Source organism: Streptomyces sp. CB02923 (assembly GCF_001905005.1).
Lineage (GTDB): Bacteria > Actinomycetota > Actinomycetes > Streptomycetales > Streptomycetaceae > Streptomyces.
In genome coordinates this window covers 827,814-853,723 of sequence record NZ_LWKZ01000001.1, presented here as the reverse complement: position 1 = coordinate 853,723, position 25,910 = coordinate 827,814, and the positions used below count along the sequence as shown (strand labels likewise).

At 69.5% G+C, this 25,910-nt stretch carries 20 protein-coding genes; 12 read left to right on the top strand and 8 right to left on the bottom strand.

The features are described 5' to 3' along the window. Positions 1-7 precede the first annotated feature (7 nt). The gene (locus A6A06_RS03560) at positions 8-793 is read left to right on the top strand and encodes a DUF1707 SHOCT-like domain-containing protein (protein ID WP_199930659.1); all 786 of its coding nucleotides are present in this window, start codon (positions 8-10) and stop codon (positions 791-793) included. A 288-nt stretch (positions 794-1,081) separates the two neighbouring features. Next, positions 1,082-1,441: a WhiB family transcriptional regulator gene (locus A6A06_RS03555; protein WP_073758637.1), complete on the top strand. Its 360-nt coding sequence runs from the start codon at positions 1,082-1,084 to the stop codon at positions 1,439-1,441. A gap of 118 nt (positions 1,442-1,559) precedes the next feature. Here A6A06_RS03555 and glpX read toward each other — a convergent pair whose 3' ends face one another. Beyond that, a complete protein-coding gene (glpX, locus tag A6A06_RS03550) occupies positions 1,560-2,591 on the bottom strand; it encodes a class II fructose-bisphosphatase (RefSeq protein ID WP_073758635.1) in 1,032 nt (343 codons plus the stop codon). 210 nt (positions 2,592-2,801) lie between these two features. Here glpX and A6A06_RS03545 point away from each other — a divergent pair, with 210 nt between their 5' ends. After that, complete coding sequence (locus A6A06_RS03545; protein WP_073758633.1) at positions 2,802-3,338, top strand: DUF4245 domain-containing protein; 537 nt, start codon at positions 2,802-2,804, stop codon at positions 3,336-3,338. A 277-nt stretch (positions 3,339-3,615) separates the two neighbouring features. On the opposite strand, the gene A6A06_RS03540 is transcribed toward A6A06_RS03545, so the two are convergent. From A6A06_RS03540 to A6A06_RS03525, 4 genes are all read right to left on the bottom strand, one after another. Continuing rightward, on the bottom strand, positions 3,616-4,209 hold the full coding sequence (locus tag A6A06_RS03540) for a malonic semialdehyde reductase (RefSeq protein ID WP_073758631.1): 594 nt from the start codon (positions 4,207-4,209) through the stop codon (positions 3,616-3,618). A gap of 201 nt (positions 4,210-4,410) precedes the next feature. Further along, entirely contained in the window at positions 4,411-4,695 is a 285-nt protein-coding gene (locus A6A06_RS03535) for an exodeoxyribonuclease VII small subunit (protein WP_242440543.1), read from the bottom strand. A gap of 10 nt (positions 4,696-4,705) precedes the next feature. Further along, a complete protein-coding gene (xseA, locus tag A6A06_RS03530; RefSeq protein ID WP_073758629.1) occupies positions 4,706-5,995 on the bottom strand; it encodes an exodeoxyribonuclease VII large subunit in 1,290 nt (429 codons plus the stop codon). A gap of 248 nt (positions 5,996-6,243) precedes the next feature. After that, entirely contained in the window at positions 6,244-7,674 is a 1,431-nt protein-coding gene (locus A6A06_RS03525) for an APC family permease (protein WP_199930658.1), read from the bottom strand. A gap of 234 nt (positions 7,675-7,908) precedes the next feature. On the opposite strand from A6A06_RS03525, the gene A6A06_RS03520 reads away from it, so the two are divergent. Together A6A06_RS03520 and ppgK are read left to right on the top strand one after the other, a co-directional pair. Continuing rightward, a complete protein-coding gene (locus A6A06_RS03520) occupies positions 7,909-8,952 on the top strand; it encodes a 4-hydroxy-3-methylbut-2-enyl diphosphate reductase (RefSeq protein WP_073758627.1) in 1,044 nt (347 codons plus the stop codon). Positions 8,953-9,079: 127 nt separating this feature from the next. Next, entirely contained in the window at positions 9,080-9,949 is an 870-nt protein-coding gene (ppgK, locus tag A6A06_RS03515; RefSeq protein WP_073758625.1) for a polyphosphate--glucose phosphotransferase, read from the top strand. Here ppgK and A6A06_RS41420 read toward each other — a convergent pair. Continuing rightward, entirely contained in the window at positions 9,915-10,850 is a 936-nt protein-coding gene (locus A6A06_RS41420; RefSeq protein WP_199930657.1) for a DUF6542 domain-containing protein, read from the bottom strand. The genes ppgK and A6A06_RS41420 overlap by 35 nt on opposite strands. 269 nt (positions 10,851-11,119) lie before the next feature. Here A6A06_RS41420 and ychF point away from each other — a divergent pair, with 269 nt between their 5' ends. The 3 genes from ychF to A6A06_RS03495 all read left to right on the top strand — a co-directional run bounded on the left by ychF (position 11,120) and on the right by A6A06_RS03495 (position 13,217). Continuing rightward, the gene (ychF, locus tag A6A06_RS03505; protein WP_073758621.1) at positions 11,120-12,208 is read left to right on the top strand and encodes a redox-regulated ATPase YchF; all 1,089 of its coding nucleotides are present in this window, start codon (positions 11,120-11,122) and stop codon (positions 12,206-12,208) included. Positions 12,209-12,537: 329 nt separating this feature from the next. Next, the gene (locus tag A6A06_RS03500; protein WP_073758619.1) at positions 12,538-12,822 is read left to right on the top strand and encodes a hypothetical protein; all 285 of its coding nucleotides are present in this window, start codon (positions 12,538-12,540) and stop codon (positions 12,820-12,822) included. Beyond that, complete coding sequence (locus A6A06_RS03495; RefSeq protein ID WP_037661709.1) at positions 12,804-13,217, top strand: PIN domain-containing protein; 414 nt, start codon at positions 12,804-12,806, stop codon at positions 13,215-13,217. Before A6A06_RS03500 ends, A6A06_RS03495 begins: the two co-directional genes overlap by 19 nt. 163 nt (positions 13,218-13,380) lie before the next feature. On the opposite strand, the gene A6A06_RS42510 is transcribed toward A6A06_RS03495, so the two are convergent. Together A6A06_RS42510 and A6A06_RS03485 are read right to left on the bottom strand one after the other, a co-directional pair. Then, the gene (locus A6A06_RS42510; protein ID WP_242440542.1) at positions 13,381-14,772 is read right to left on the bottom strand and encodes a hypothetical protein; all 1,392 of its coding nucleotides are present in this window, start codon (positions 14,770-14,772) and stop codon (positions 13,381-13,383) included. Positions 14,773-15,427: 655 nt separating this feature from the next. Further along, on the bottom strand, positions 15,428-17,176 hold the full coding sequence (locus tag A6A06_RS03485) for a DUF6119 family protein (RefSeq protein WP_073758617.1): 1,749 nt from the start codon (positions 17,174-17,176) through the stop codon (positions 15,428-15,430). A gap of 351 nt (positions 17,177-17,527) precedes the next feature. Between A6A06_RS03485 and A6A06_RS03480 the strand changes: the two genes are divergently transcribed. Genes A6A06_RS03480 through A6A06_RS03465 form a run of 4 tightly spaced genes read left to right on the top strand, consistent with a single transcriptional unit; the run spans position 17,528 to position 25,858 of the window. After that, positions 17,528-19,693 carry a hypothetical protein gene (locus tag A6A06_RS03480; RefSeq protein WP_073758615.1) on the top strand — a complete coding sequence of 722 codons (2,166 nt, stop codon included), beginning with the start codon at positions 17,528-17,530 and terminating at the stop codon, positions 19,691-19,693. Positions 19,694-19,710: 17 nt separating this feature from the next. Next, positions 19,711-21,342 carry a class I SAM-dependent DNA methyltransferase gene (locus A6A06_RS03475; protein ID WP_073758613.1) on the top strand — a complete coding sequence of 544 codons (1,632 nt, stop codon included), beginning with the start codon at positions 19,711-19,713 and terminating at the stop codon, positions 21,340-21,342. Then, on the top strand, positions 21,339-22,541 hold the full coding sequence (locus tag A6A06_RS03470; RefSeq protein WP_073758611.1) for a restriction endonuclease subunit S: 1,203 nt from the start codon (positions 21,339-21,341) through the stop codon (positions 22,539-22,541). The genes A6A06_RS03475 and A6A06_RS03470 overlap by 4 nt, the downstream gene beginning before the upstream one ends. Next, a complete protein-coding gene (locus tag A6A06_RS03465) occupies positions 22,538-25,858 on the top strand; it encodes a type I restriction endonuclease subunit R (protein ID WP_073758609.1) in 3,321 nt (1,106 codons plus the stop codon). The genes A6A06_RS03470 and A6A06_RS03465 overlap by 4 nt, the downstream gene beginning before the upstream one ends. Positions 25,859-25,910 lie beyond the last annotated feature (52 nt).

The following is a 25,910-nucleotide window of genomic DNA, read 5'->3' as shown; positions in this document are numbered from 1 at the left end:
GCCTCCCGTGGACGAATCGTCGCTCGCCAAGCGAGCCCAGCAGCCGGTGAACCTGACCAAACCCGTGGCCGAGGCCGAGCTGAGGGCCTCCGACGCCGACCGGGACCGGATCGCGGAGATCCTGCGCGAGGCGCTGGCGGTGGGACGGCTGGACGCCGAGGAGCACTCCGAGCGCATCGACCTGGTCTACCGCGCCAAGACCATGGGTGAACTGGAGCCGCTGGTACGGGATCTGCCCGCGGAGGCCGGCGCCCCCGGGCCCCGGCCCGCGGCCGCCGCGTATGGGCCGGAGCCCGGCGGCGCGCTGCCGGACCAGAACCTGGTCGCGATCTTCAGCGCCTCGACCCGCAAGGGCCGCTGGCGGGTGCCCGGCCGGATCAACGCGGTCGCCGTCTTCGGCAGCGTGGAGATCGACCTGACCGAGGGGATCTTCCAGCAGCAGCAGGTCCGGATCAACGCCACCTCGATCTTCGGCAGCGTGGAGATCCGGGTGCCGGAGAACGTCACGCTGCGCAGCAGCGGTTCCGGTGTGCTCGGCTCCTTCGAGGTCGAGACGAACGAGTCGCTGGAAGCCGACGCGCCGGTCGTCCACGTCAACGGGTACGCGGTCCTCGGCAGCGTCGAGGCGAAGCCCAAGCGCGGCAAGTGGCTCCGCGACCTGCGTGACGACCTGCGCGACGTACGGCGCGCATGGCAGGAGCAGCGGCGCGACGAGCGCCGGTCGGCGCACGAACACCACCGGGACGAGCGCCGCGAGCGGCACGGGCGGCTGCACGGCGGCCGTCGCGACTGACCGGGCCGACAGACGTGACGGGGGTGACGGAGGGGCACACAGTGGCTGCAATGGAGCTGTGAAGGGGCGGGGGACCGCCATGGCCGACGCGACCGGACGGCGACCCTCCGGTCCGGTCCGGCCCTGGATCCGCACTGCTCGGGGACCGTTCGCAACCGTGTGCATAAGCACGCGTACAGCGGGTAGGGCTGGTGCATCGTCTCTCGTACGGCTGCGGGGTGCGAAAAGTCGTGCGCAGCGAGACGGGCAAGGGTGACTCTTCGCCGAAGCCGTCGTCAGGAGTAGACCGTGCTGCTACCGCATCAGCCTCTGCAGGACACCGCAGTTGTTCCGCCCCAGCGGGTTCCCTCTCGCGAAGAGGCCGGTCCCTGGCACGCGGAGGCGGTGTGCCGCCGTGACGAGGCGGGCCTGTTCTTCGCACCGTCCAAGGAGCCGACCGCCGCGCGCCTGGCGAGGGAGGAAGCCGCCAAGCGGGTCTGTGCCCGCTGCCCGGTGATGATCGAATGCCGGGAGCACGCCCTCGTGCAGCCGGAGCCCTACGGAGTGTGGGGCGGCCTGACCGCCGCCGAACGCCGGGTCGTACTGGCCCGCCGCCGGCGCCGGGAGACCGAGCTGCAGCGCTCGGCCCGTATGCAGGCCACCGGTTGAGCGGCCGGTGCGTCCGGCACGCGTGACGGGCCGGGACCCCGCCGAGGAAGACGGCGGAGTCCCGGCCCGCGCGTTGGTGTGCGCCGCCGTCGGCCGGGGCGCCCGGAGCCGCCGTCGGCTACCTGGGGCGCTCGAAGTCGACCGAGCTGTACGCGCGCAGCTTGGAGAGCCGGTGCTCGGAGTCGACCCGGCGGATCGTGCCGGACTTGGAGCGCATCACCAGCGACGAGGTGGTGGCGGTCTCGGCGCGGTAGCGCACCCCGCGCAGCAGGTCGCCGTCGGTGATGCCGGTGGCGACGAAGAAGACGTTGTCGCCGCGGACCAGGTCGTCGGTCTGCAGCACCTTGTCCAGGTCGTGCCCCGCGTCGATCGCGCGCTGCCGCTCGTCGTCGTCCTTCGGCCACAGCCTGGCCTGAAGGGTGCCGCCCAGGCACTTGAGGGCGCACGCGGCGATGATGCCCTCCGGCGTACCGCCGATGCCCAGCAGCAGGTCCACGCCGGTGCCCTCGCGGGCCGCCATGATGGCGCCGGCCACGTCGCCGTCGGAGATGAACTTGATCCGGGCGCCGGCCTCCCGCACCTCCTTGACCAGGCCCTCGTGGCGCGGCCGGTCCAGGATGACGACGGTGACGTCCTCGACGGCGGACTTCTTGGCCTTGGCGATCCGGCGGATGTTCACGCCGACCGGCGCGGTGATGTCGACGAAGTCGGCGGCCTCGGGGCCGGTCGCCAGCTTGTCCATGTAGAAGACCGCGGACGGGTCGAACATGGCGCCGCGCTCGGCGACGGCCATCACGGAGACGGCGTTGGCCATGCCCTTGGCGGTCAGGGTGGTGCCGTCGACCGGGTCCACGGCCACATCGCACTCGGCGCCGGTGCCGTCACCGACCCGCTCGCCGTTGTAGAGCATCGGGGCGTTGTCCTTCTCGCCCTCCCCGATGACCACGACGCCGTTCATGGAGACGGTGTGGATCAAGGCGCGCATGGCCTTGACGGCGGCGCCGTCGGCGCCGTTCTTGTCGCCGCGCCCGACCCAGCGGCCCGAAGCCATGGCCCCGGCCTCGGTCACCCGGACCAGTTCCAGGGCGAGGTTGCGGTCGGGAGCCTCGGGGCTGACCTCGAGTTGGGACGGCAGATGATGCTCGGTCATCGAGCGCACCTTTCTGTACGGCGACGGCCGGAATGGTGAGGGTGGGTATGACTTTATCGTTAGGCCGCCAAAATGAGCAGTGGGCCCTACGCATGAGCGGCGTCAAGGTGCGGTATGGGCGTGTCCCCGTACGGCGCGGGCGGGCCGGCGCACGGCAGGGGCCGCGTCCGCGCGGAGCCGGGGATGGGGGACCATAGAGGCGTGGCAGGTATGCGAGGCAAGCAGACGGTTCGGGACATGGTCCTGTCGATGGCGGTGATCGGCGCCCTCGTCGCGGGCATCTATGTCTTCATCCCGCACAACGACAGCAGGTCCGCCGAGGTGAACGCGGTCAAGACGGTCGACTACCGCGTGGAGGTCGCGACCGCCCGGCGCGCCGCGCCGTACCCGGTCGCCGCGCCCAAGGGGCTGCCCGAGGGCTGGCGCGCCACCTCCGTCGCGTACAAGGCGAGCAACGCCGGCAAGGGCGGCGCCTGGCACCTGGGCTTCCTCGACCCGGAGCAGGAGTACGCGGCGCTGGAGCAGAGCGACGCGCCCGCGAAGAAGTTCGTCCAGGACGTCACGCTGGGCGCGGAGAAGGCCGCGGGCAAGCAGGCCGTCGGCGGCGTGAAGTGGGACCGCTACAAGGGCGAGAAGTACCGCGCGCTGGTGCGCGAGGAGGAGGGCGTCACGACCGTCCTCACCGGCACCGCGCCGTACGGACGGCTCGCGGAGCTGGCGGCGTCCCTGGAGTCGAAGAAGGACTGACCGGCCGCCGGTCGGTGCGCCGGCCGCGCCGGACGTGTACGACGAGGCCGCCGCACCCGGGGTGGGTGCGGCGGCCTCGTCGTGTGTGGGCGCGCAGGCTCAGACGGTGGTGACGGCCTCGTCGAAGCCCAGCCGCGGCGAGCGCGGGCTGTGTCTGTCCGGGGGCGACCCCCGGACCCCCGGCCGGATCAGACGGTGGTGACGGCCTCGTCGAAGCCCAGGCGCGGCGAGCGCGGGCTGTGTCTGTCCGGGGGCGACCCCCGGACCCCCGGCCGGATCAGACGGTGGTGACGGCCTCGTCGAAGCCCAGGCGCGGCGAGCGCGGGAAGAACGCGTCGGTGCCGGGCTTGCCGAGGTTGATGACCATGAAGGACTTCTGCTTGCCGTCGCCGAAGAACTCCTTGTCGATGCCGGCGAAGTCGAAGCCGGTCATCGGGCCGGCGGCCAGGCCCGCCGCGCGGACGCCGACGATGAAGTAGCCGGCCTGCAGCGTCGCGTTCTGGACGCCGGCGACCTCGCGGGCGGCCAGCTCGGAGAAGTAGGCGTCCTTGATGCCCGGGGCGTGCGGGAACAGGGTCGGCAGCTTCTCGTGGAAGTCGAGGTCCGTGGAGAGGACCACGGTCAGCGGCGCGCTCAGCGTCTTCGGGCCGTTGGCGCCCATCGCGTGCTTGACCAGGCGCTCACGGGCGTCCTCGGAACGGACCATCGTGATGCGCAGCGGCGACTGGTTGAAGGCGGTGGGAGCGAACTTCACCAGGTCGTAGATGGCCTGCACCTGCTCGTCGGTCACCGGCTCGTCCGTGAACGTGTTGGCGGTCTGGGCCTCGCGGAAGAGGAGGTCCTGAGCGGCGGCGTCGAGAGCGAGAGACATAGGGCACCTCATGGGTCGGTGATTTTCCGTGTTCGTCATCAACTGTAACCAAGGTAGATTAAGTTTCAACTAATGCGGGGGAATCGTGACCCGATTCACAAGGGGCGGTTCGCGGACGGGGTCGTGGGGCGGTCCGCGGGCAGGGGCGTGGGGCGGTCCGGAGGGCCGGGGTGTGAGGTGCCGACGTACGCGAGGCGACCGCTATCCGGCCGCCTCCCCGCCCTCCCCGGGCTCTTCCTCCTCCGCCAGCGCCGCGTCCAGCCGCGCCCGCGCTCCGTCCAGCCAGCGGCGGCAGACCTTCGCCAGCTGCTCGCCGCGCTCCCAGAGCGCGAGGGACTCCTCCAGCGTGGTCCCGCCGGCCTCCAGGCTGCGGACGACCTCGATCAGCTCATCACGGGCCTGCTCGTACCCGAGCGCGGAACCTTCCGGCTGCGCCGCGTCCGCCGCGCCGTCCGCCACCGTGTCGTCCGTCTTCGCCTTAGCCATGGCTCCCAGCCTAATCCGGGGGTGTGACATCGGACGCCGTGCCGGACGCCCGTCCGTCGGACACTGTGCCGGGCTCCCGTCCATCGGCTGCCGTGCCGGACACCCGTACCCGGAACTCGCCCTCGGCGACCCGGGCCCGCAGCTCGTCGTCCGGCGCGACCTCGCCGGGGGAGCGCACGGCCGACCCGTCCGGCTTCTGGAGCACCGCGTAGCCGCGCTCCAGGGTGGCCTTGGGGGAGAGCGCGACGACCCGCGCCAGGGTGTGCGACAGCTCCGAGTCGGCGCGGTCGAGCAGATGCCCCAGGGTGCGCCGGCCGCGCTCCAGCATGGCCGTGACCTGGTCCTCGCGCTCCTCGACCATCCGGTGGGGCCGCTCCATCGAGGGCCTGCTCAGGGCCGCCGCCAGGCCCCGCTCCTCGCGGTCCAGGCTGCCGCTGACCGCGCGCAGCGCCCGCTCCCGCAGCTGCTGGATGCGTGCGGACTCCTCGCCGACGTCCGGTACGACCTTCTTCGCCGCGTCCGTCGGGGTCGAGGCGCGCAGGTCGGCGACCAGGTCCAGCAGCGGCGAGTCCGGTTCGTGGCCGATCGCGGAGACGACGGGCGTACGGGCCGCGCCCACGGCCCGTACCAGCTGCTCGTCCGAGAACGGCAGCAGATCCTCGACGCTGCCGCCGCCGCGCGCCACGATGATCACGTCGACCTCGGGCAGCGCGTCCAGCTCCTTGACCGCCTCGATCACCTGCGGCACCGCGTGCACCCCCTGCACCGGTACGTTGCGCACCTCGAAGCGGACCGCCGGCCAGCGCAGCCGGGCGTTCTCCAGGACGTCCCGCTCGGCGGCGCTGGCCCGGCCGCACACGAGACCGATCAGCTGCGGCAGGAACGGCAACCCGCGCTTGCGCTCCGCCCGGAACAGCCCCTCGGCGGCGAGGGACTTCTTCAGCTGCTCCAGCCGCGCCAGCAGCTCCCCGACGCCCACCGGCTTGATCTCGGCGGCCCGCAGCGAGAGCTGGCCGCGCGGGGCGTACCACTCCGGCTTGGCGTGCACGACGACGCGCGCGCCCTCGCTCACCACGTCCGCGATCTTGTCGAAGACCTGGCGGTAACACGTCACGCTCACCGAGATGTCGTACGACGGATCGCGCAGCGTCAGGAAGACCACCCCGGCGCCCGGCCGCCGGGACAGCTGGGTGATCTGCCCCTCGACCCAGACGGCCCCCAGCCGGTCGATCCACCCCCCGATGAGCCGCGACACCTCGCCGACGGGGATCGGCGCCTCCGCAGACGTCCTCACACTCATGCCACGAGCGTATAGCCCGGCACTGACAACGCCCGGCGGAGCGGAGAAGAGCCGGGGTCGGACGCGGGAGGGGGAAGAGAGAAAACCGGGAGCCGGGGGCAGTCGGGGGCAGGCGGGATCGGCCGGGGTGAGCTGGGAGCGGCCGGGGTCAGCCGGGGCAGCCGGGGTCAGCTGGGAGCGGCCGGGGCCGGCCGGGGTCAGTTGGGGTCAGCCGGGAGCGGTCGAGGTCAGCCGGGTTCAGCCGGGGTTCAGCTCCCCGCCGCCCCGCCCCGTCGGCGCCCGTACTGCACCCCCAGCACCACCAGCCCCACCGCCAGCCAGACCGCGCCGACGGTCTGCGCGGTCGCGGAGGCTTCCACCACGACCGCGGCCACCACCCCCAGCCCCAGCACCGGCACCAGCACGTGCTTGAGGACGCTCGGCCGCTCGGCCCGCTTGCGTACCCAGAACCAGCCGATCACCGAAGCGTGCAGCAGCCCGAAGGCGGTCAGCGCGCCCACGTTGACGATCGAGGACAGGTGGTCCAGCCCGTCGTCGCGGCGGGCCGCCCACACCGCCGCGACCAGCGTCACCACCGCGGCCCCCAGCAGTGCCCGCCGCGGCACCCCGCTGCCCGCGTCCACCTTCGACATCGCACCCGGCAGCCGCCGGTCCCGCGCCATCGCGAACAGCAGCCGCCCGGCCGCCGCCTGACCCGCCAGCGCCGCGAACGCCGCCCCGACGGCCTTGCTCGCCGCCACCAGCTTCTGCAGCCACTCCCCGGCGGCCGCGTTCGCCGTCGTATAGAAGGCGTCGCCCTGCTCGGCGGGCTTGTCCGCCAGCTCCGCCGCCGACATCGGCGCCAGCAGCGCCGCCAGGTACGTCTGCACGGCGAACAGCACCCCCGCCACAACCAGACAGGCCAGCACGGCCCGCGCCACGCGCACCCCACCCCCCGTCGCCTCCTCCACGAACGACGCGATGGCGTCGAACCCCAGGTACGACAGCACCGCGACCGACACCGCGGCCAGCACCGCGCTCATGGAGAACGCCCCTTCGCCGGTCAGCGGCGCCGACCAGCCGCGCTGCGCCCCGTCCGTGACCAGCACCCACACCGCCGCCACCACGAAGACCACCAGCACCACGAGCTCCATCGCCAGCACCACGAAGCCGGCCACCGCCGCCGTGCGTACCCCCAGGAGGTTCAGCAGCGTGGTGACGACCACCGCGAGCGCCGTCCACACCCACTGGTGCACGGACGGCACCAGCGCGTGCATGGCGATGCCGGAGAAGAGGTACGCCACCGCCGGGATCAGCAGATAGTCGAGCATCGCCATCCACCCCGCGACGAAGCCCGCCCCGTCGCCGAGCCCGGCCCGCGCATAGGTGAACACCGACCCGGCCTGCGGCGCGACCCGCACCATCTGCGCGTACGAGTACGCGGTGAAGGCCATCGCGACGGTGGCCACCACGTAGACGAGGGTGATCGCGCCGTGCGATTTGGCCTGGAGTGTGCCGAAGATCCCGACCGGCGCCATCGGGGCGATGAACAGCAGCCCGTAGACGACCAGGTCCCGGAAGGACAGTGTGCGCCGGAGCCCGCCGCCGCCGGGCGCGGCGGACGCGCCGCTCCCCGCGGCGGTGCCGGGGGACGGCGGGGACGGCGGGGAGGGCGGCGGCGGCTCGGACGGTGCGCTCATGACGGTCACTCCAGCGGGGGACGAACGGCCGACGATGATCGTCGGCTGTCTCCCAGCTTCGGGCAAGGCCGCGTCCCGGACGGTGTGGACGCGCCAAGAGGGGGACGGGGGTGTGGGGTACGGAGCGCGGAGCCACGCCCGCGCCCGCGTGACGCGCCATCCGCGCGCCCCCGTCGCGACGCGCGCCCCGTCCGCTCCCGGCGGCATCACGAACCGTGAAGTCGGCCCCGTACGATGGATCGTATGACTGCTGCTACGCCCAGCCCGTCGCCCGCCGCCGCTCCGGAAGGAGACGCCGCACCGCGTGAGGACCGCCGCCGGGTGCTGCTCGCCGCCCCCCGCGGCTATTGCGCGGGCGTGGACCGTGCCGTGATCGCCGTCGAGAAAGCCCTGGAGCAGTACGGCGCGCCCGTCTACGTGCGCCACGAGATCGTCCACAACAAGTACGTCGTCAAGACGCTGGAGAGGAAGGGCGCGATCTTCGTCGAGGAGACGGCGGAGGTGCCCGAGGGCAACATCGTCATCTTCTCCGCGCACGGCGTCGCCCCCGCCGTCCACGACGAGGCCAAGCAGGGCAAGCTGGCCACCATCGACGCCACCTGCCCGCTCGTCACCAAGGTCCACAAGGAAGCCGTCCGCTACGCCAAGGAGGACTTCGACATCCTCCTGATCGGTCACGAGGGCCACGAAGAGGTCATCGGCACCAGCGGCGAGGCCCCCGACCACATCACCCTCGTCGACGGCCCCGAAGACGTGGCGAACATCGAGGTCCGCGACCCGGACAAGGTCGTCTGGCTCTCCCAGACCACCCTCTCGGTCGACGAGACCATGGAGACGGTCGACGCCATCAAGGGCCGCTACCCCAACCTCCTCTCCCCGCCCAGCGACGACATCTGCTACGCCACGCAGAACCGCCAGATCGCCGTCAAGCAGATGGGCGCCGAGGCCGACCTCGTCATCGTCGTCGGCTCGAAGAACTCCTCGAACTCCGTCCGCCTCGTCGAGGTCGCCCTCGGCGCCGGTGCCCGCGCCGCCCACCTGGTCGACGGCGCGGAGGAGATCGACGAGAGCTGGCTGGAGGGCGTGACCACCGTCGGCCTCACCTCCGGTGCCTCCGTCCCCGAGGTCCTGGTGCACGGCGTACTGGACTGGCTCGCCCAGCGCGGATACGAGGACGTGGAGACGGTCAAGGCCGCCGAGGAGTCCATCACCTTCTCCCTGCCGAAGGAACTCCGCCGCGACCTGCGCTCCGAGGCGAAGTCCGCCACCGAGGGCTGAGCCCGGGGGCCGCCCGGGGCCGAGCCCGGGGCCGGGCCCTGGGTCCGGACCGGGGCGAAGCCCCCACAGCACAGCCAAAGGGCGAAGTCGAGGGGTGAACCGGCCCGTCCACGCCTAGCCTCTAGGCATGAAGGTCTTTGGTGTGGACATCGGCGGGTCGGGCATCAAGGGCGCTCCGGTGGACCTGGAGCGCGGTGACCTGGCCGACGAGCGCTACAAGGTGCTGACCCCGCAGCCGTCGACCCCGGACGCGGTCGCGGACTGCGTCCAGCAGGTCGTGGAGCACTTCGGCTGGTCGGGCCCGGTCGGCGCGACGTACCCCGGCGTGGTGACCGACGGCGTCACCCGTACGGCAGCCAATGTCGACAAGGCGTGGGTCGACCGGAACGCCGCCGCGCTGCTGGCCGGCCGCCTCGGCGGCGGGACCGGCGGCTGCCCGGTCACGGTCCTCAACGACGCCGACGCCGCGGGCCTGGCCGAAATGCACTTCGGCGCGGGCAAGGGACGCCGGGGCACGGTCATCGTGCTCACCTTCGGCACCGGCATCGGCAGCGCCGTCTTCTCCGACGGCGCACTGGTGCCCAACACCGAGCTGGGCCACCTGGAGTTGCACGGTCACGACGCCGAGAAGCGCGCGTCCACCAAGGTCAAGGACGACGAGGACCTGAGCTGGCAGCAGTGGGCGCACCGCGTGCAGAAGTACCTCGCCCACGTGGAGATGCTCTTCACACCCCAGTTGTTCGTGATCGGCGGCGGCGTCAGCCGCAAGGCGGCGAAGTTCCTGCCGCTGATCGAAGGGATCCGGGCGGAGATCGTGCCCGCCCAGCTGCAGAACAACGCGGGCATCGTGGGCGCCGCGATGGCCGCACGGGCCGCGTCCCGGGACGGTGCGGCGGCCCCCGCCGGCGCAGGCGCGTCGGCGGGCCCGGTGTCCACCGGCCCCGCTGCCGAAACCGACGCCGCTACGTCGCAGGTCGGCTGGCCGGCCGATCCCTGACCTGACCCGCCCGCTGACCGGCGGGCTGTCCCAGACCGCGGCCGGGGTGATGCGCGCCCTGACCCAGTCCCGGACGCTGCCCCGGCCCCGGACCCGGCCCCTGCTCCACCCGCCGGCGCACGCGCTCCTGCGCCGCGCCCGGCGCAGGCGCCTTGCCCGCGGCCTGCCCCCGGGAGGGCGCCCGGCCCGACGCACGCGCCGCCTGCCGCTGCGCGTGCCGCTCGGCCTGCCGCCGCGCGAAAGCCGCCGCCTTGCGTACGGCGACGATCAGCGCGCACGCCAGCGTCCCCGCGTACAGCCAGCCCGCCTGCGTCGCCATCACCGTGAAGACGCCCATCAGCAGCCCGGCGAACCCGCCCGTGTTGTGGCTGATCGGCACGGTTCCGAGGGTGTACGCGATGGGCAGCGCGACCGGGGCCGTGATCAGGTCGTACGGCCGTACCCACAGGCCGGCGCACACGCTCACCAGGACGAAGAAGCCCCCGTAGACCGCCGGCGCCCCGCCGAACAGCAGCCGGTCGAGGAAGGCGAAGACGAAGAGGGCGAGGGTGCCGAACAGGCCGCAGCCCAGGCCGGTGAGCCGGGGCGCGGGCAGCCGCTCGGCCGCCGCCGCCAGTGGCGCCAGCGGCCCGCGCCGGCGCGCGCGGACCCGGTAGACGGTCGAACTCTCCTCACCGAATCCGCCCGGACCGCCCGGACTGCCCGGACCGCGCGGGGCGCCTGGGGCCCGCGGGGCTCCCGGGGTGCCCGCCGCGTTCAGGGCATCCCGGGCGTCCCGGGCACCCGGAGCGTTCGGCGGCACGGCCTCCGCGGGGCGGGGGAGCCGTGCGTCCTGGCCCGCTGCCGGACGGCCGGCCCGGGGCGGACTGTGCTGGGGGCTGCGCGCTCTGTGTTGCTCCACTCGGCAACGGTAGGCCGCTAAGTGGGATTAATCGGTTACAGGACACGCGTTTTGACTGACCTGACCGGACCATTCGGCGTACAAATCACCCCACGGCCGTAACGCAGCGTACGCATACCCACCCTCGTGCCCTGCGAACCCCCTCCGCGGCCGCCCTGCCGTCTCCCCTTCTCCCTCCCCTCGCCCCTCCCCGTAGACTGGACGACCGGTCCCCCGCGGGCCCGCTCGTACATACCGCCGCCCAGTCCACTCTCCGGGAAGTCGCCACCGTGTCGCTCACGATCGGAATCGTCGGTCTGCCGAATGTCGGCAAGTCGACCATGTTCAACGCCCTGACCAAGAACGACGTGCTGGCGGCCAACTACCCGTTCGCCACCATCGAGCCCAACGTCGGCGTCGTCGGTGTCCCCGACACCCGCCTCGCCAAGCTGGCCGAGATCTTCGACTCCCAGAAGATCCTCCCGGCCACCGTCGACTTCGTCGACATCGCGGGCATCGTCCGCGGCGCCTCCGAGGGCGAGGGCCTGGGCAACAAGTTCCTGGCGAACATCCGCGAGTCCGACGCGATCTGCCAGGTCATCCGCGCCTTCAAGGACGAGAACGTCGTCCACGTCGACGGCAAGGTCTCGCCCAAGAACGACATCGAGACCATCAACACCGAGCTGATCCTCGCCGACCTCCAGACCATCGAGAAGGTCCTCCCGCGCCTCCAGAAGGAGTCGCGCATCAAGAAGGACATCGCACCGAAGGTCAAGGCGGTCGAGGAGGCCAAGGCGATCCTGGAGAAGGGCGACACCCTCTTCTCGGCAGGCATCGTCCAGGGCTCCGGCAACGAGGAACTCCTGCACGACCTGCACCTCCTCACCACCAAGCCCTTCCTCTACGTCTTCAACGTCGACGAGGACGAGCTGACCGACGACGACTTCAAGGCCGAACAGCGCGCCCTGGTCGCCCCCGCCGAGGCCATCTTCCTCAACGCCAAACTGGAAGCCGACCTCGCCGAACTCGACGAGGACGAGGCCCTCGAACTCCTCCAGTCCGTAGGCCAGGAAGAACCCGGCCTCGCCACCCTCGCCCACGTCGGCTTCAACACCCTGGGCCTGCAGACCTACCTCACCGCCGGCCCCAAGGAAACCCGCGCCTGGACCATCAAGAAGGGCGCCACGGCCCCCGAAGCAGCCGGCGTCATCCACACCGACTTCCAAAAGGGCTTCATCAAGGCCGAGGTCATCTCCTTCGAAGACCTGGTCGAAACCGGCTCGGTAGCGGACGCACGCGCAGCCGGCAAGGCACGCATGGAGGGCAAGGATTATGTGATGCAGGACGGGGATGTGGTGGAGTTCCGCTTCAATGTGTAGTGGGTGACGTATCGCCACGTCGCTGATCTGGCAAACATGCAGGTCAGAGAGGGCCCGGCTCTTCGGGGTCGGGCCCTTGGTTTTTTCACGTGCTGGGATGGTGCTGGGATAGCTGACCCCTCGTGATCTGTCGTCATCCCTGGTCATCCGTACCGTGCTGGGATGGTGCTGGGGTGGGATGAGGGTGCCCGTGCTGGGATTCGGGCAGCGATCTGCCCGATATGAGGGTGGGTGGGAGTGGCTTCACCCACACGCCTTCTTCACGCCCCTGGGAGGCGCGTGAATTCCGGCCGTGGCAGTTTTCCTACTCGTTTGACACAATCGGAGGCATGGCTGAGACGACGTACAGCATCGGGGAAGGGCCGGCGACGCGGGTGAGCCTGTCGCTGCCGGAGGGGACCGCGGAGGCGATCCGTGCGCGGGTGGGGAAGCGGGAGTTCTCCGCGTTCATCGCCGAGGCGGTTGAGCGTGAGTTGCGGGGGCAGGTCCTGGACGAGTACCTGGCGGACTACGAGAGCCGCAAGGGGCCGGTCTCTGAGCCGGCTCGTCATCGGGCGCGGCAGGTCTTCGACGAGGTGTTCGCCGAGGAGGCCGAGTGGCCCGCCGCAGGCTGAGTCACGAGGGGACGCTGGTCCTCGACAGCGAGGGGCTCTCGAAGCTGCTCGCTGACGAAGAGCAGGTGGTGGCCCTGATCGCTGAGGCGCGGTCGCGCGGCATGGAGGTCGTGATCAGTGCGCTCACCATCATCGAGGCCGTCCACGCGCGTACGAACAAGTCACGCCTGAACTGGGTGCTTTCCGGGCTGCGGGTCGTCCCGGTAGGTGACGAGGAGGCGAGGGCGGCCTCGAAGTTGCTGATGAATGCCGGGTTGCACGGGCACAAGTACGCGATCGATGCGGCGGTCGCCGAGGCGGCGCTGCGACAGCACCGTCCCGTGGTCATGCTGACTTCCGATATTGACGACATGGCCAAGCTGTGCGGCGAGCGGGTCCGGCTCGTGGCGGTGTGATTTCCCCTGGTCCGCTTCCTGCCTTTCGGCGGCTGCGTCAGTGAGTGGCGGTGGAGCTACCAGTATTCGGTGGATCACCGGTTTCGGTAACCGGCGGTCCACCGCTATGTTGCTGCTCTTCCGCACCTTGGTGAATTCCGTAGGTCGCTGGCGTAGCCAAGGCTCAGTATGAGCGGGGCCCGTAGGGGCTCCAGTGGCCGAGGAAGGGCTTGAGATCGTCGCCGCTGGGCTTCGGCGGTGTGGGCAGTTTCGGTGCGGAGACCGATTCGGTGAGGTGTTGGAGGTGCGCGTCTGCGAACTCGAGCCACGCCTCGATCTCGGCCCGCTCCTGCCCGGGCGGCAGTGATGTGGCGTGGTCGCTTACTGCTGCAATGTATTCGGTCAGACGACTGGCCTGGTACCAGGCGGCTGCCTGTTCTCCAAGGTGTTTGACGCGGTAGGCGTGGGCGTAGGCGGCGCGGGCTTCCTGCATGGCGGCTTCCCAGCGCTTCCGCTCTTCCTCTCTGGCTTTCTGGTCTGCAAGGCGTTTGCGCTCCGCGGCTTCGCCGCGGAGGCCGACCTCTTGCACGATCTCGGCGAGTTGTTCTTCCAAAGGCCGGTCGGGGAGATCTGCCCATTCGCTTGCACGGTGCGGGCTGCCGCCGCGGAGTATGAAGCGTAGGCGGCTGGAGGGGGTGTAGTCGAAGCGGGGGATACGCATCCATGAGTACTTCTTGGCGTCGGCGAGTTCCTTGTCTGTGGGGACGTGTTCGCTGCGGTCCTGTTCTTGGAGGACGAGGAATCCGACACTTTCGCCTTGGGCGGTGATGGAGAAGTGCGGTGGTGCCTTGCGGCGCCGATGGGGCGGGGGCGCGCCTTGTGTGGTTCCGAGCGATGCCTTGTGGCCTTGGGCTGTGGTGGCGGTGATAAGGGTTTGGATGATGCGCAGGGCTCGGCCCTGGAGGGGTTTGGTCAGGCCCATGGGCTGCGGTTGCTTTTGGAGGGCGGCCACGACGGCATGGGGTTTGGTGAGCCTGGCCGGCACAGGGAGCGGGGTGAGTTCCGCGAGGCGCCAGGCAGGGATTTCGACCAGCTTGATCTCGTAGCCGCGGTGGGTGCGGTATCCGTGGATTTCCTGCGTGTGGGGGATCTTGCCGGACTTGCGGGCGGCGTTGACCCGTGACGCCCAATTCACCGCGTGCGGGCCGGATTCGATGGGCTTGATGAGACAGCCGTCGTTCGCAACGGCCAGTTCATCGAGTAGCTGGTCCGCGTAGTTCGCAAGGGCCTTCGGCACGGCTCGGGGGTGCGGCGGTGCCGGTTTTCGGGCGGGGCGCTCCGGCGGTCGGGTGCTCTGCTCCACGGGGCGGATGCCGCGTTCGATGAGATGCTGCCGCCCCTTCTCGGTGAGGTGGGCGCTCCAATGCCCGCGGCGTTTGGTGACCTTGATGAGCCCTCGGTTATGCAGGGCTTGTCCGCTGGTCTTGTACGTGCTGTCTGGCCAGACTCCGTCGGGACACCCCTGGCCCACCCAGCCGAGCACGGCCTGCTGCCGCTTGTTGAGGGCCTGTTCCATATAGCCTCCCGCCGTTCCCTGGGTGCCCTGCCCTCGGAGACGATGCCCGCTGCCCTTGCGGGAATTCTGGGCTGTTGAAAGGACTCCTCGTTCGGGTGAGAGATATAGAGGGCGTGTTTACGGCGAGAGTAGTTATTCCTGGTATTGATGCGAAACGGCTTGGGTTCAGAGTCGTTCATAGGGATCTGGCTGAACTGGCTTGGGGTGCCGGGTGGACGTCCGGGAAGGGCAGTGGGCCGACATCGTGGTGCACGCAGCTGAGCCTGAGATCGGGCGTACGTGGACGTTGTCGACGGTCGCCGCGGTGCGCGTCTGAATCAGATCACCGTGGACGGAGCCGTCTTGCCGAGGTAGATCTTGAACGCCTCGCGGATCTGGCCGCGTGTTAGCCGACGGTGTTGACGTTGGCCGGTACGACCTCCCGCTCGTATCCGGGCTTGCGGGCGGACAGGTACTTGACCACGCTCGATGCTCCCGTGTTGGAGACGAACAGGTTGCGGGCTGACCTGCGAGTTTGTGCGACGGTGTGGGTGGAGGTGCGGGCGCGGGTGGTGCCGGTGGGAGCGTCGGCCGCTCGCAGGTAGGGGTGCGCTCAAGGGAAAGCGGATTCGGCCAGGCTTCGGGAACGCTGCACGTGGTGAGCGGGCCCGGGCGGCTATGCAGCCTCGTCGAGCATGGCGGACGGGGCCGACTCACTTTCGACGCCGATGACTTCGACGGTCACGCCGCGAGCAGCGAGGGCCTTCGCGGTCTGGGCCAGGGTGATGGCGGAGAACGGGAAGAGGGAGTCCGGCGTGAGCTTGGCTCCGTCCTTCAGAAGGATCGCGAAGACGACGCGGCGCGGAGTGAAGTCCTCGGGGATGCTGCGGGCCGGATCGCTGTTGACCTGTACGGACCGGGCGAACTCCGCGCGTACGGCCGCGTTCTCGAAGAGGAGCTCAACGGAGACGCGTGCCTGGCTGAACAGGTGACTCAGCGGGCTCGAGGAGTGCGCGGGCTTCACGAGGACAAGAGCGTCGTCCTCGGTGAACAGGTCGCAGATCTCGACGGAGTTGCTTGCCCGAAAGGGGTTGTGGACATTCTTCTTGTCCAGGCAGACCCAGCCGCGACGGGCCTGGGCGGCCAGCTTGTTGTAGTCGCCTTCGTCTACGGGACGCATCACGCGCATACCCTTCCTGTTGAGCTTCTCGGCGAGCGGCCAGCGGGGGAGATCGACGGAGGGCGCGTCGGGGAACAGGGGAGCCAGGGTCTCGTTGACGTTGCGCAGGTAGCCCGCCCCGAGCTCGTACCACTCACCGTCGAGCAGACAGAACGTGCGGGAGCTGAGGGAGAAGGTGGCCTCGATCCACTTCATGGCGGTTTCCTTGGACAGGGCTTCCAGGGAGGCGGTGCGCGGGGCGAGCGCGGTCCGTGCGGAGAGCGTGTCACGAAACAGTTCGACGGTGCCCTGCCGGAGCGCCGTGACGCGGGCGCCTGCCTGGATCACACGGGCTCGCTCCAGGACGTAGTCGAGACTGAACTCGTCCCGGAGGTGGGGCGGGCATGACCCGATCTTGATGGTGCAGGCGGTGGACCGGGGCAGGTCGGTGCTCTGGGAGAAGGGGACGGCGGCGATGATCCGGCCGTCTGCGGGACGGCCGAGCGTGGCGTCCAGTTCCGCGTCGAGCGCGTCGATGAGGGAAGGGTCCTTGACCGCGGTGATGTGCTCGACGAAGGCCAGGTCGGGGTGAGGAACGACGTGCTCGCAGATCGCGGCGATGGCGCGGATGTCCTTGATCAGTGTGGCGGGGGTGGTGCCGAGTTTGATACGGAGACCGATGCCGCCCTCCGCGGTCATGGCCCCGTTCCTGGTGCCGCTCCCTGCGGTGAGGTCGACTTCGTCGAGGTAGCCGCCGAGGTGGCGGATGATCCGCCCGTGGTCCCGGAGTCCGAGTGCCGGTACGGAGGCGCCGGCATGGATCAGGGAACTGTCGATGCGCGCCTGGCCGAGGACGCTGGCGGTGAAGTCCCGCACCTGACGCGGGTTGATGGCGCGGATACCGAAGGACAGACCGAAGTGCGCGTCCTTGAGCTGGGCGGGGAGAAGCCGGTAGCCCTGGTCGAAGCCGATCGCGTACACCACGTCGTCGACGGCGAGCACGAGCAGTGCGCCGGTGCGCTGCTCGCTCTGCAGCAGGTCCGATTCGGCGGCGAGCCGGAGGACATCCTTGCCCCAGGCGGCTTCCTCCTTCGCTACGGCGAAGGACACCGCGAGGGCGGGAACTCCCATGTGATCGCTGACGTTGCGCACGACCGCGTCCAGGGTGTCGAGGGCGCCGACGCCGAGGGCTTCGAGCATCGACTCAGGGGTCGCCCCGACGCGGGTCAGGCGGTACAGGGTGCGCTTCGACGCGGTGCTGGACACAGAGGTCTCCTGGGGCGAGGTTGCGGTGCGGTTCGGTAACACGAGCGGCCTTACGGGACGGGTGATGTCGAGGCGGACAGGGGTGAGTGCCCGGCAAGGGAGCAGAGGTGCGGCGATGAGGACGCCGGTGCGGTCGGACTCGTATGGGGCTGGCGTCCTGGCGGGTGGTGCCGGGGTGACGGTGACCAAAGTGCCAGAAAGCAGGTAAGGGAATGATTCGAGAACCTGATAACCCTCGTTATCAGCCGCAAGAGGAGCGCGAGACCCGACCGCCTGTAGCGTGTGAGGTGCACTGGGAGAAGCGCCCTTGACCGAGGGCGCGGCAGTCGTCACGAAGGGAGCGGAACCAGCATGGCTAGCGCACGTGAAACAACCGCTCCCATCCTGCCCGAGGAGATCTCCTGGCGGATCAGTTACGCCGAAATTGGGGCCTTGGCGCAGGTCCAACGTCCCGTCGTCACCACCTGGGCCCGCCGACACGCGGATTTCCCTGAGCCCGTCGCGTACGAGGGGGCCAGTCCGCTTTTCGATGGCGGGGAAGTCGCCGAATGGCTTCTGTCCACCGGCCGCGGCAATGCCGACGCCGACCAGATCCGGGCGGAACTTGTGCTGCACACCCTGTCTGCCTGGCGGCGCGTGATCCCCGCTCGCACGCTGGTCGACACGGTGACCGCGCTACTCTGCCTGCGTCAGCTCCTCGACGAACCGCTCTCCGACCTGCCCTGGCAGGCGATCCTGGAGCGTGCCGCCGAGACCGACTTCGACGACACCTTCCTCCGAAGAGAGCTGAGCGAACTGCCGGACGCCGAACGGCAGGGTCCTCTGCTCGCCGTGCTCGCCGACCAGCTCACCGAGGCCGCCTACACCCCGGCCGAAGCGCTTGAACGGGTCATGGACGCACGCCGCCGCCTGGGCTGCGACGACCTCGCCGCTGAGGAACCGATTCCGCTGGTGGGCCGGACGATGGCCCGCCTGACCGGCCTCGCGCGACTGAACGAGCGCGAGGAAGGAGCAACGGCCGCCGTCCTGCATCCCCGGAGCGGCGATCTGCTGGTCGCCCTGCGCGATTCCGTGGCCGACGCCGAGGATTCACCCTTCTTCCTCTCCGCGGACCCGATGCCGGACCTGGCCCGGCTCGCCCGCCGCCGCCTGATGGCGCAGGGCGTCCAGGAATTCGAGATGGACCTTGCGGACGGCGAGGAACTGGACACGGACGACTGGGGAAACCCGCACGTCATCGCCTGCTGCCTCCCCTACGAGGCGGCCGAGACCCGCAGCCCGCTCGCCGTCCTGCAGAGCCTGCAAGACCTCACCGACCTCCTCGCCGAGGACCGCACGGCCGTCGTCCTGGGCCCTGCCGACGCGCTCGTCCGGCCCCTGCCCGCACGCGGGGAAGCGGACCGCCTCCGCCGGGATTTCCTGGAACAGCACCTCCTCAAGGTCGCGATCGGCCTCCCCGAAGGCGTACTTCCTTTCCGCCCGGCCCACCGCACCGCGATCTGGATCCTGCACCGCACCCCTGAAGACAAGCGCACCGGCCAGGTCCTCCTCGCCGACCTCTCCTCACGCAGCCTCACCCCGCAGGCCCTGGACGCGCTGGCCGAGGACATCGACATCTTCCGCGATGCCGGTTGGCGGGCAGACAGCCGTCACGAACCGCGCAATGCTGCCGTCGTCCGGGCCACCGCGCTGACCGGCGCACCCGGTGCCGCGTTCACCCCGCAGCACCGCCCGCACGCCGACCGTTACACCCGCGCCGTCGTCGAACGCCCGGCCCGAATCTCCGAGACCGAACTCCGACTCCAGCAGCTGATCGATGCCACCCGTAGCGCCCTTGACCACGCGCCCACGATCCGCAGCAACGCCGTCCTGCGCCCCGACGACCGACCGGCCAGCCGTACCACCGTGGCTCGCCTGCTCAAGGATCGCCGCCTGCGCCGACTGCCCGGCCACCGCATCGCCGGCGAACACCTCCTCACCGGCGGCGCAGGCCACTACACCGTCCTCACCCCGGCCGAGATCACCGGCAGCGCGCCGGTCGACAGCCACCGCATCGACCGCGCCGTACTCCTCAACGCCTACGAGCACGCCTACTTCACCGAACCTGGTGACATCGTCGTCACCGCCACCCCGAGTTTCGGCGCGTACGTCGACGACGAGGGCCTGTCGGTGGTCGCCTTCCCCGCCCGCGTCCTGCGCGCACGGTCCGACGCCGAGCATCCCGTACGGCCCCGCGTCCTGGCAGCGCTCCTGCGGTCGGCGGCCACCGAACACCGGCGGGTGAACGGCGCGGTCCGCTCCGCCCGCCGCATAGAGGATCTCCTCATCCCCGACCTCCCCGGCGACGAGGCCGAGCGTTACGACGCCCTCCTGGCCGACATCGCCCGCCGCACGGCCCTGCTGCGCCAGCACGCGGCGGCCCTCGACGACCTGACCTCCCTGACCGCCGCCGGCCTCGTCGACGGCACGCTGACCCTCACCGAACCCCCTCTAGTCCGACCCCCGTCCGACTCTTGAAGGAGACCTGAGCGCCCATGCCGCCTCGGAAGAAGAAGCCCGCCGACCAGGCGGAGCTGTTCACCGCTTCCACGTCCAAGGAGATCCAGGCCATCCTCTGGAAGGCTGCCGACAAGCTGCGCGGCTCCATGGACGCCAACCAATACAAGGAGTTCGTCCTCGGCCTGATCTTCCTCAAGTACGTCTCCGACGCCTTCGAGGAGCGCCGCGAACAGCTCGCCAAGGAGCTCGCGGAGGAAGGCATCGCCGAGGACCGCCTGGAGGAGTTCCTGGAGGACCAGGACGAGTACACCGGGCACCACGTCTTCTGGGTCCCCGAGAGCGCACGCTGGTCCTCGATCTCCGCCAACGCCAAGAGCGGCAACGTCGGCGAGGTCCTCGACCAGGCAATGGACGCCATCATGAAGGCCAACCCGTCGCTGATCGGCGTCCTCCCCAAGATCTTCAACAAGGACAACGTCGACAAGAAGCGCCTGGTCGAACTCGTCGACCTCATCACCGACGCCCGCTTCGGCGGCAGTGATGACAAGCCCGCCCAGGACGTCCTCGGCGAGGTCTACGAGTACTTCCTCGGCAACTTCGCCCGTGCGGAGGGCAAGCGGGGCGGCGAGTTCTACACCCCGAGCAGCGTCGTCCGCCTGCTGGTGGAGGTCCTAGAGCCGTACGAGGGCCGCGTGTACGACCCGGCCTGCGGCTCGGGCGGCATGTTCGTCCAGGCCGCCAAGTTCATCGAGGCCCACCGCGGCCGCGGCCACAAGGCTGACATCTCCGTCTACGGCCAGGAGCTCAACGAACGCACCTGGCGCCTGGCCAAGATGAACCTCGCCATCCACGGCATCGACGGCAACCTCGCCGCACGCTGGGGCGATACCTTCGCCGACGACAAGCACCCGGATCTCAAGGCCGACTACGTCATGGCCAACCCGCCCTTCAACATCAAGGACTGGGCGCGCAACGAGTCGGATGCGCGGTGGAAGTACGGCGTTCCACCGAGGGGTAACGCCAACTACGCCTGGCTCCAGCACATGATCAGCAAGTTGGGGGAGCGGGGGACAGCTGGCGTCGTCCTCGCCAACGGCTCGATGAGCAGTCAGCAGAGCGGCGAGGGTGAGATCCGGCAGGCGTTGGTGGACGGAGACATGGTGGCGTGCATGGTCGCGCTGCCGGCGCAGCTGTTCCGGACGACGGCGATTCCGGCCTGTCTGTGGTTCCTGGCGAAGGACAAGTCGCCGGGGGGCGTGAAGGGGCAGAAGGTCGCGGCTGCGGACCGCCGGGGCGAGATCCTGTTCATCGACGCCCGGGACATGGGCGAGATGGCCGACCGCACCGAGCGCATCCTGAGGGAGGCCGACCTCGCGAAGATCGCGGGGGCTTACCACGCGTGGCGGGGGACGGCGAGCGCGAAGGACGCGGGGGAGTCGTATGCGGACGTGCCGGGGTTCTGCGCGAGCGCGGACCTGAAGACGGTGCAGGAGCACGGGTATGTGCTGACGCCCGGGCGGTACGTCGGGGCGGCTGAAGCGGAGGAAGAGGATGCCGAGGCAGTTGCAGAGAAGATCGCGCGGCTGACGGGGGAGCTGTACGAGCTGTTCGACAGGTCGGACGAGCTGGCCAAGACGGTGCGTGAGCAGCTGGGAGGACTTCGATGAGTCACCTGTTGCTGGAGGATCTATGCGAGCTCATCGTCGACTGCAAGAACCGCACGCCTCCAGAGGCCCGGCCAGGCACGTTGGTGGCAGGATTCGCTATTGGAACGCCCAATATCATCGATGGGCGAATTCGAATTGCTGAGGCTAAGCCGGTAGACCAAGAAACATTCAATACTTGGACCTCCCGAGCGATCCCTAGAGAAGGGGATGTTGTACTTACCCGCGAAGCTCCAGTCGGACGGGTTGGCCGTGTTGAGGCCGGGATGGATATCTGTCTAGGGCAGCGGACTATGTTGCTGCGGCCCAGTGCGGTGCGATCGGACTCACGCTTCCTTCACTACCTCCTGCTGAGTCCTGTAGTCCAAGATCTCCTTCATGGTCAGGCCTCTGGTTCGACGGTTGCGCATCTGCGAGTGGCTCAAGTTCGCGAACTGAAGCTCCCTGAGGTTCCCGACGCTTTCACCCAGCGACGAATCGGTGCCGTGCTCGGGGCGCTGGACGACAAGATCTCCGTCAATGAGCGCATCGCGGCCACCGCACGCGCCTTGGGAATGGCTCTTTTCGCTCAGGGTGCCCAGGGTGATGGAGCGGTAGATGTTGAGGTTAATTCGGTAGCGAATGCCTTGACGCGCGGCGTCGCTCCGAAGTACTCGGACGCCCCTGATGAACTTATCGTCCTGAATCAGAAGTGTATTCGCGATGGGCGAGTGAACCTGTCTCCGGCTCGTAGGACTCTGAGTGAGAAGGTTAAAGCCCCGAAGGTGCTGCACCGAAATGATGTGCTGGTGAACTCGACCGGAGTCGGAACGCTCGGGAGGGTGGCTCGCTGGACTTCCGATAGCGAAGCGACGGTGGACTCGCATGTAACCATCGTGCGATTCGACGCTCAGCAGGTCGATCCCGTCTGTGCAGGGTTCGCAATGTTGAGAGCTCAGCCGGATATCGAGGCTATGGGCGAAGGTAGTACGGGCCAGACGGAACTCCGACGGGCCCAGGTAGGGGGGCTAGAAATCACCTTGCCCAGCCCTTCGCGGCAGCGCGAACTCCGAGTCAAGCTTGACTCACTTGAAGACCGTGCCGACCAAGCGCTGATCGAGTCCATTGCCCTCGCCACCCTCCGCGACACCCTCCTCCCCCAACTCATGTCCGGCCGCCTCCGCGTCAAGGACGCCGAGAAGATTGTCGAGGACCACGTATGACCACACACGGCAACAGCGGCAGCGACACCCCCGACACCCCCACCCCCGACAACTTCCGCCCCTTCGAAATTGACTGGGAGCTCCTCGCCCTCGAAGAGCTCGTGGAACTCGACTGGCCCAAGGCCGAGGGCAACGAGCTCGCCCCCGGTTCCGGTCACCGCCGTTCCTGGGACGACCTGGTCCTCTACTCCGATCTCCGCGAGGCCATCGAGAGGCTCAACCCCGACCTCCCCCCGGAGGCCGTCCGCGAGGCCCTCGCGACCGCCGCGACCCCCACCTCGCAGGACACGTACGAGGAGAACCGGACCGCGCACGGCTACCTGACCGACGGCGTCCACTCCGTCACGTACACCGACGCGCTCGGTGCCGAGCACACACCGACCGTCCGGATCGTCGACCTGGAGAACGAGGACGCGAACACGTACCGCGCCGTCCGCCAGGTGACCGTGATTAGCGGTGAGAAGAACCGCCGCTTCGACCTCGTCCTGTACGTCAATGGCCTCCCGCTCGCCGTCATCGAGCTCAAGCGGGCTGGCGATCCGAACGCCACCCTTGCCGCCGCACACACCCAGATCCAGCACTACGTCGAGGAGTTCCCGACCGCCTTCCGCTATAACGCGGTCGTGCTGCTCTCCGACGGGATAACCGCGAAGTACGGCACCCCCTTCACCCCGTACGAGCACTTCGCCCCGTGGAACACCGACGAGTTCGGTGCCCGCGTGGACGCCCCGGGTGACTTCAGCGCCATCGCGGGCGCGGACGGTGACGACATCCTGACCGGCCAGGACCTCGCCCTGCACGGCCTGTTCACCCAGCCCCGCTTCCTCGCCCTCGTCCGGTCCTTCATCAACTTCGTGCCCGCCAAGCGCATGAAGCGCATCGCGAAGCCCCACCAGTACTTCGCGGTCGCCCGCGCCGCGGACGCCGTGCGCCGGGCCGCCGCGACCGACGGCAAGGCCGGCGTGGTCTGGCACACCCAGGGCTCGGGCAAGTCCGAGGAGATGGTGCTGACCACCAACCTCGTGATGCGCGACCCCGCCCTGCACAACCCCACCGTGGTGGTCGTCACCGACCGCACCGACCTCGACGACCAGCTCTTCGACACGTTCAAGGAGAGCGAGGTCCTCCCGGAACAGCCCCACCAGTTCCTCAACCGCTCCGAACTCCGCGAAGAGCTCGCAGCCAAGCGCACTGGCGGCATCCTCTTCACCACCCTGCAGAAGTTCGGCCGCACCAAGCAGGAGAAGGAATCCGGGACCGACCACCCGCTCCTCTCCGAGCGGCGCAACATCGTCGTCGTGGTCGACGAGGCCCACCGCAGCCACTACGACCACCTCGACGGCTACGCCCGCCACCTGCGCGACGCGCTCCCGCACGCCACGCTCCTCGCCTTCACCGGCACCCCGATCTCCGAGGCCGACCGCAACACCCGCGAGGTCTTCGGCGACTACATCGACACCTACGACCTCAAGCGGGCCGCCGACGACGGTGCGACCGTGAAGGTCTACCACGAGAGCCGCGTCGTCCAGCTCGTCCTCGACCACGACGTCGACCCCACCACCATCGACACCGAGGCCGACCGCATCACCGACGGCCTGGACGACACCGAGCGCACCCGCGTCGAGCAGGCCGTCGCCACCATGAACGCCATGTACGGCGCCCCCGCCCGGATACGCGACCTGACCCAGGACCTGGTCGAACACTGGGAAGCGCGCCGTGCGGCGATGCTGCCGTTCGTCGCGGACGCCGACGACGCACCCGGCGGAGCCCCTGGCAAGGCGATGCTCGTCTGCGCCACCCGTGAGATCTGCGTCCGCGTCTACGACGCCCTGAAGATCCTGCGCCCCGACTGGCACACGGACGACCCGACCACCGGCGCCATGAAGATCGTCTACTCCTCGGACTCCCGCAAGGACTCCAAGGAACTGCGCGCCCACGCCCTGCGCGACTCTCAGCGCAAGGCCGTCATCAACCGTGCCAAGGACCCCGAGGACGAACTCCAGCTCCTCATCGTCAACAACATGCTCCTGACCGGCTTCGACGCACCGTCCATCCACACCATGTACCTGGACCGGCCGCTGCGCGGCGCCGGCCTGATGCAGGCCCTCGCCCGCGTCAACCGCCGCTTCCGCAAGAAGGAGGACGGCCTCCTTGTCGGCTACGCCCCCCTCACCGAGAACCTCCAGAAGGCCATCGCCGAGTACTCCGCCGACGATCAGGCGGACCAGACCCTCGGCCAGGACATCGACCGAGCCCTGGACGAACTCCGCAACGAGTACGACATCCTCGACCGGATGCTCCTCGGCTGGAACTGGCGCGAACGCCTCTCCCGTCCCGACCCGAAGTCCTTCATCAAAGCGGCCTACACCACGGCCGAGTACCTGCGCAGCCCCGCCACCCCGGGCAACAACCCCGACCAGCTCGACGACCCGAACCAGACGCTCAGCCGCCGTTTCCGTGAGCACGGCTATCGCCTGGAACGCTTCTTCGCCCTCGCTGGCTCCTCCGCCGACGTCGGTTCCCGTTTCCCCGACCAGCCCTGCTGGAAGCGCGACATCCAGTTCCTCGTCGAGGTCCGTACGTACATGGCGAAGCTCGACGCCATGGACCGCGAAGCCCAGGGCCTGCCCGTCGCCCGCGACGTCGCCCTCTACCTCTCGCAGCTCACCTCAGCCGTCGTGGAGACCGGCGGCGTCACCGACCTCTTCTCCGAGGCCGGACTGGACAAGGCCGACCTCACCCACCTCAACGACGCACTCGTCGGCCGCCTGCAGAACAGCGAAACCCCGCACCTGGCCGCCGAAGCCCTGCGCCGCCTCGTCGAGCAGAAGATGCGAGAGCAGACCCGGCACAACATCGTCCGCCAGACCGCGTTCTCGGAACGCCTCCAGGATCTGATGGCCCGCTACATGCGGCAGCAGCTCACCAGCGCCGAGATCATCGCCCAGCTGGTGGAACTGGCCAGGACAGTCGCCGAGGACGCCCGGCGTGGCGAGAAGTTCACCCCGCCGCTGGGTAATGACGAACTCGCCTTCTACGACGCGGTCGCCGACCTCGGCAGCGCTCGCGACCTCATGGGCGACGAGATCCTCTCTGGAATCGCCCGGGACCTAGTCGTCCAGGTCCGCAAAAATCTCAAGAAGGACTGGATCGCCCGCGAACCCGTCCGCGCCAAGCTCCGGGCCACCATCAAGCGCCTTCTGGCTCGCCACGGCTACCCGCCGGAGCAGTCGGAGGACGCGATCAAGCTGGTGATCCGTCAGATGGAGCACTTCGCCGACCGGTGGTCCCAGGACGGCTCGGCCGCCGACGCATAGCCCTCGTCCGTATTGGCTCCTTGCCCCGGCACAGCGCTTGCTTGGCGCGGCG

Coding starts and splice junctions, on each gene's coding strand:
- glpX (WP_073758635.1), bottom strand. CDS start 2,591: ATGACCGAGCATCATCTGCCGTCCCAACTCGAGGTCAGCCCCGAGGCT.
- A6A06_RS03545 (WP_073758633.1), top strand. CDS start 2,802: ATGCGAGGCAAGCAGACGGTTCGGGACATGGTCCTGTCGATGGCGGTG.
- A6A06_RS03540 (WP_073758631.1), bottom strand. CDS start 4,209: ATGTCTCTCGCTCTCGACGCCGCCGCTCAGGACCTCCTCTTCCGCGAG.
- A6A06_RS03535 (WP_242440543.1), bottom strand. CDS start 4,695: ATGGCTAAGGCGAAGACGGACGACACGGTGGCGGACGGCGCGGCGGAC.
- xseA (WP_073758629.1), bottom strand. CDS start 5,995: ATGAGTGTGAGGACGTCTGCGGAGGCGCCGATCCCCGTCGGCGAGGTG.
- A6A06_RS03525 (WP_199930658.1), bottom strand. CDS start 7,674: ATGAGCGCACCGTCCGAGCCGCCGCCGCCCTCCCCGCCGTCCCCGCCG.
- A6A06_RS03520 (WP_073758627.1), top strand. CDS start 7,909: ATGGATCGTATGACTGCTGCTACGCCCAGCCCGTCGCCCGCCGCCGCT.
- ppgK (WP_073758625.1), top strand. CDS start 9,080: ATGAAGGTCTTTGGTGTGGACATCGGCGGGTCGGGCATCAAGGGCGCT.
- A6A06_RS03500 (WP_073758619.1), top strand. CDS start 12,538: ATGGCTGAGACGACGTACAGCATCGGGGAAGGGCCGGCGACGCGGGTG.
- A6A06_RS42510 (WP_242440542.1), bottom strand. CDS start 14,772: ATGGAACAGGCCCTCAACAAGCGGCAGCAGGCCGTGCTCGGCTGGGTG.
- A6A06_RS03480 (WP_073758615.1), top strand. CDS start 17,528: ATGGCTAGCGCACGTGAAACAACCGCTCCCATCCTGCCCGAGGAGATC.
- A6A06_RS03475 (WP_073758613.1), top strand. CDS start 19,711: ATGCCGCCTCGGAAGAAGAAGCCCGCCGACCAGGCGGAGCTGTTCACC.
- A6A06_RS03470 (WP_073758611.1), top strand. CDS start 21,339: ATGAGTCACCTGTTGCTGGAGGATCTATGCGAGCTCATCGTCGACTGC.
- A6A06_RS03465 (WP_073758609.1), top strand. CDS start 22,538: ATGACCACACACGGCAACAGCGGCAGCGACACCCCCGACACCCCCACC.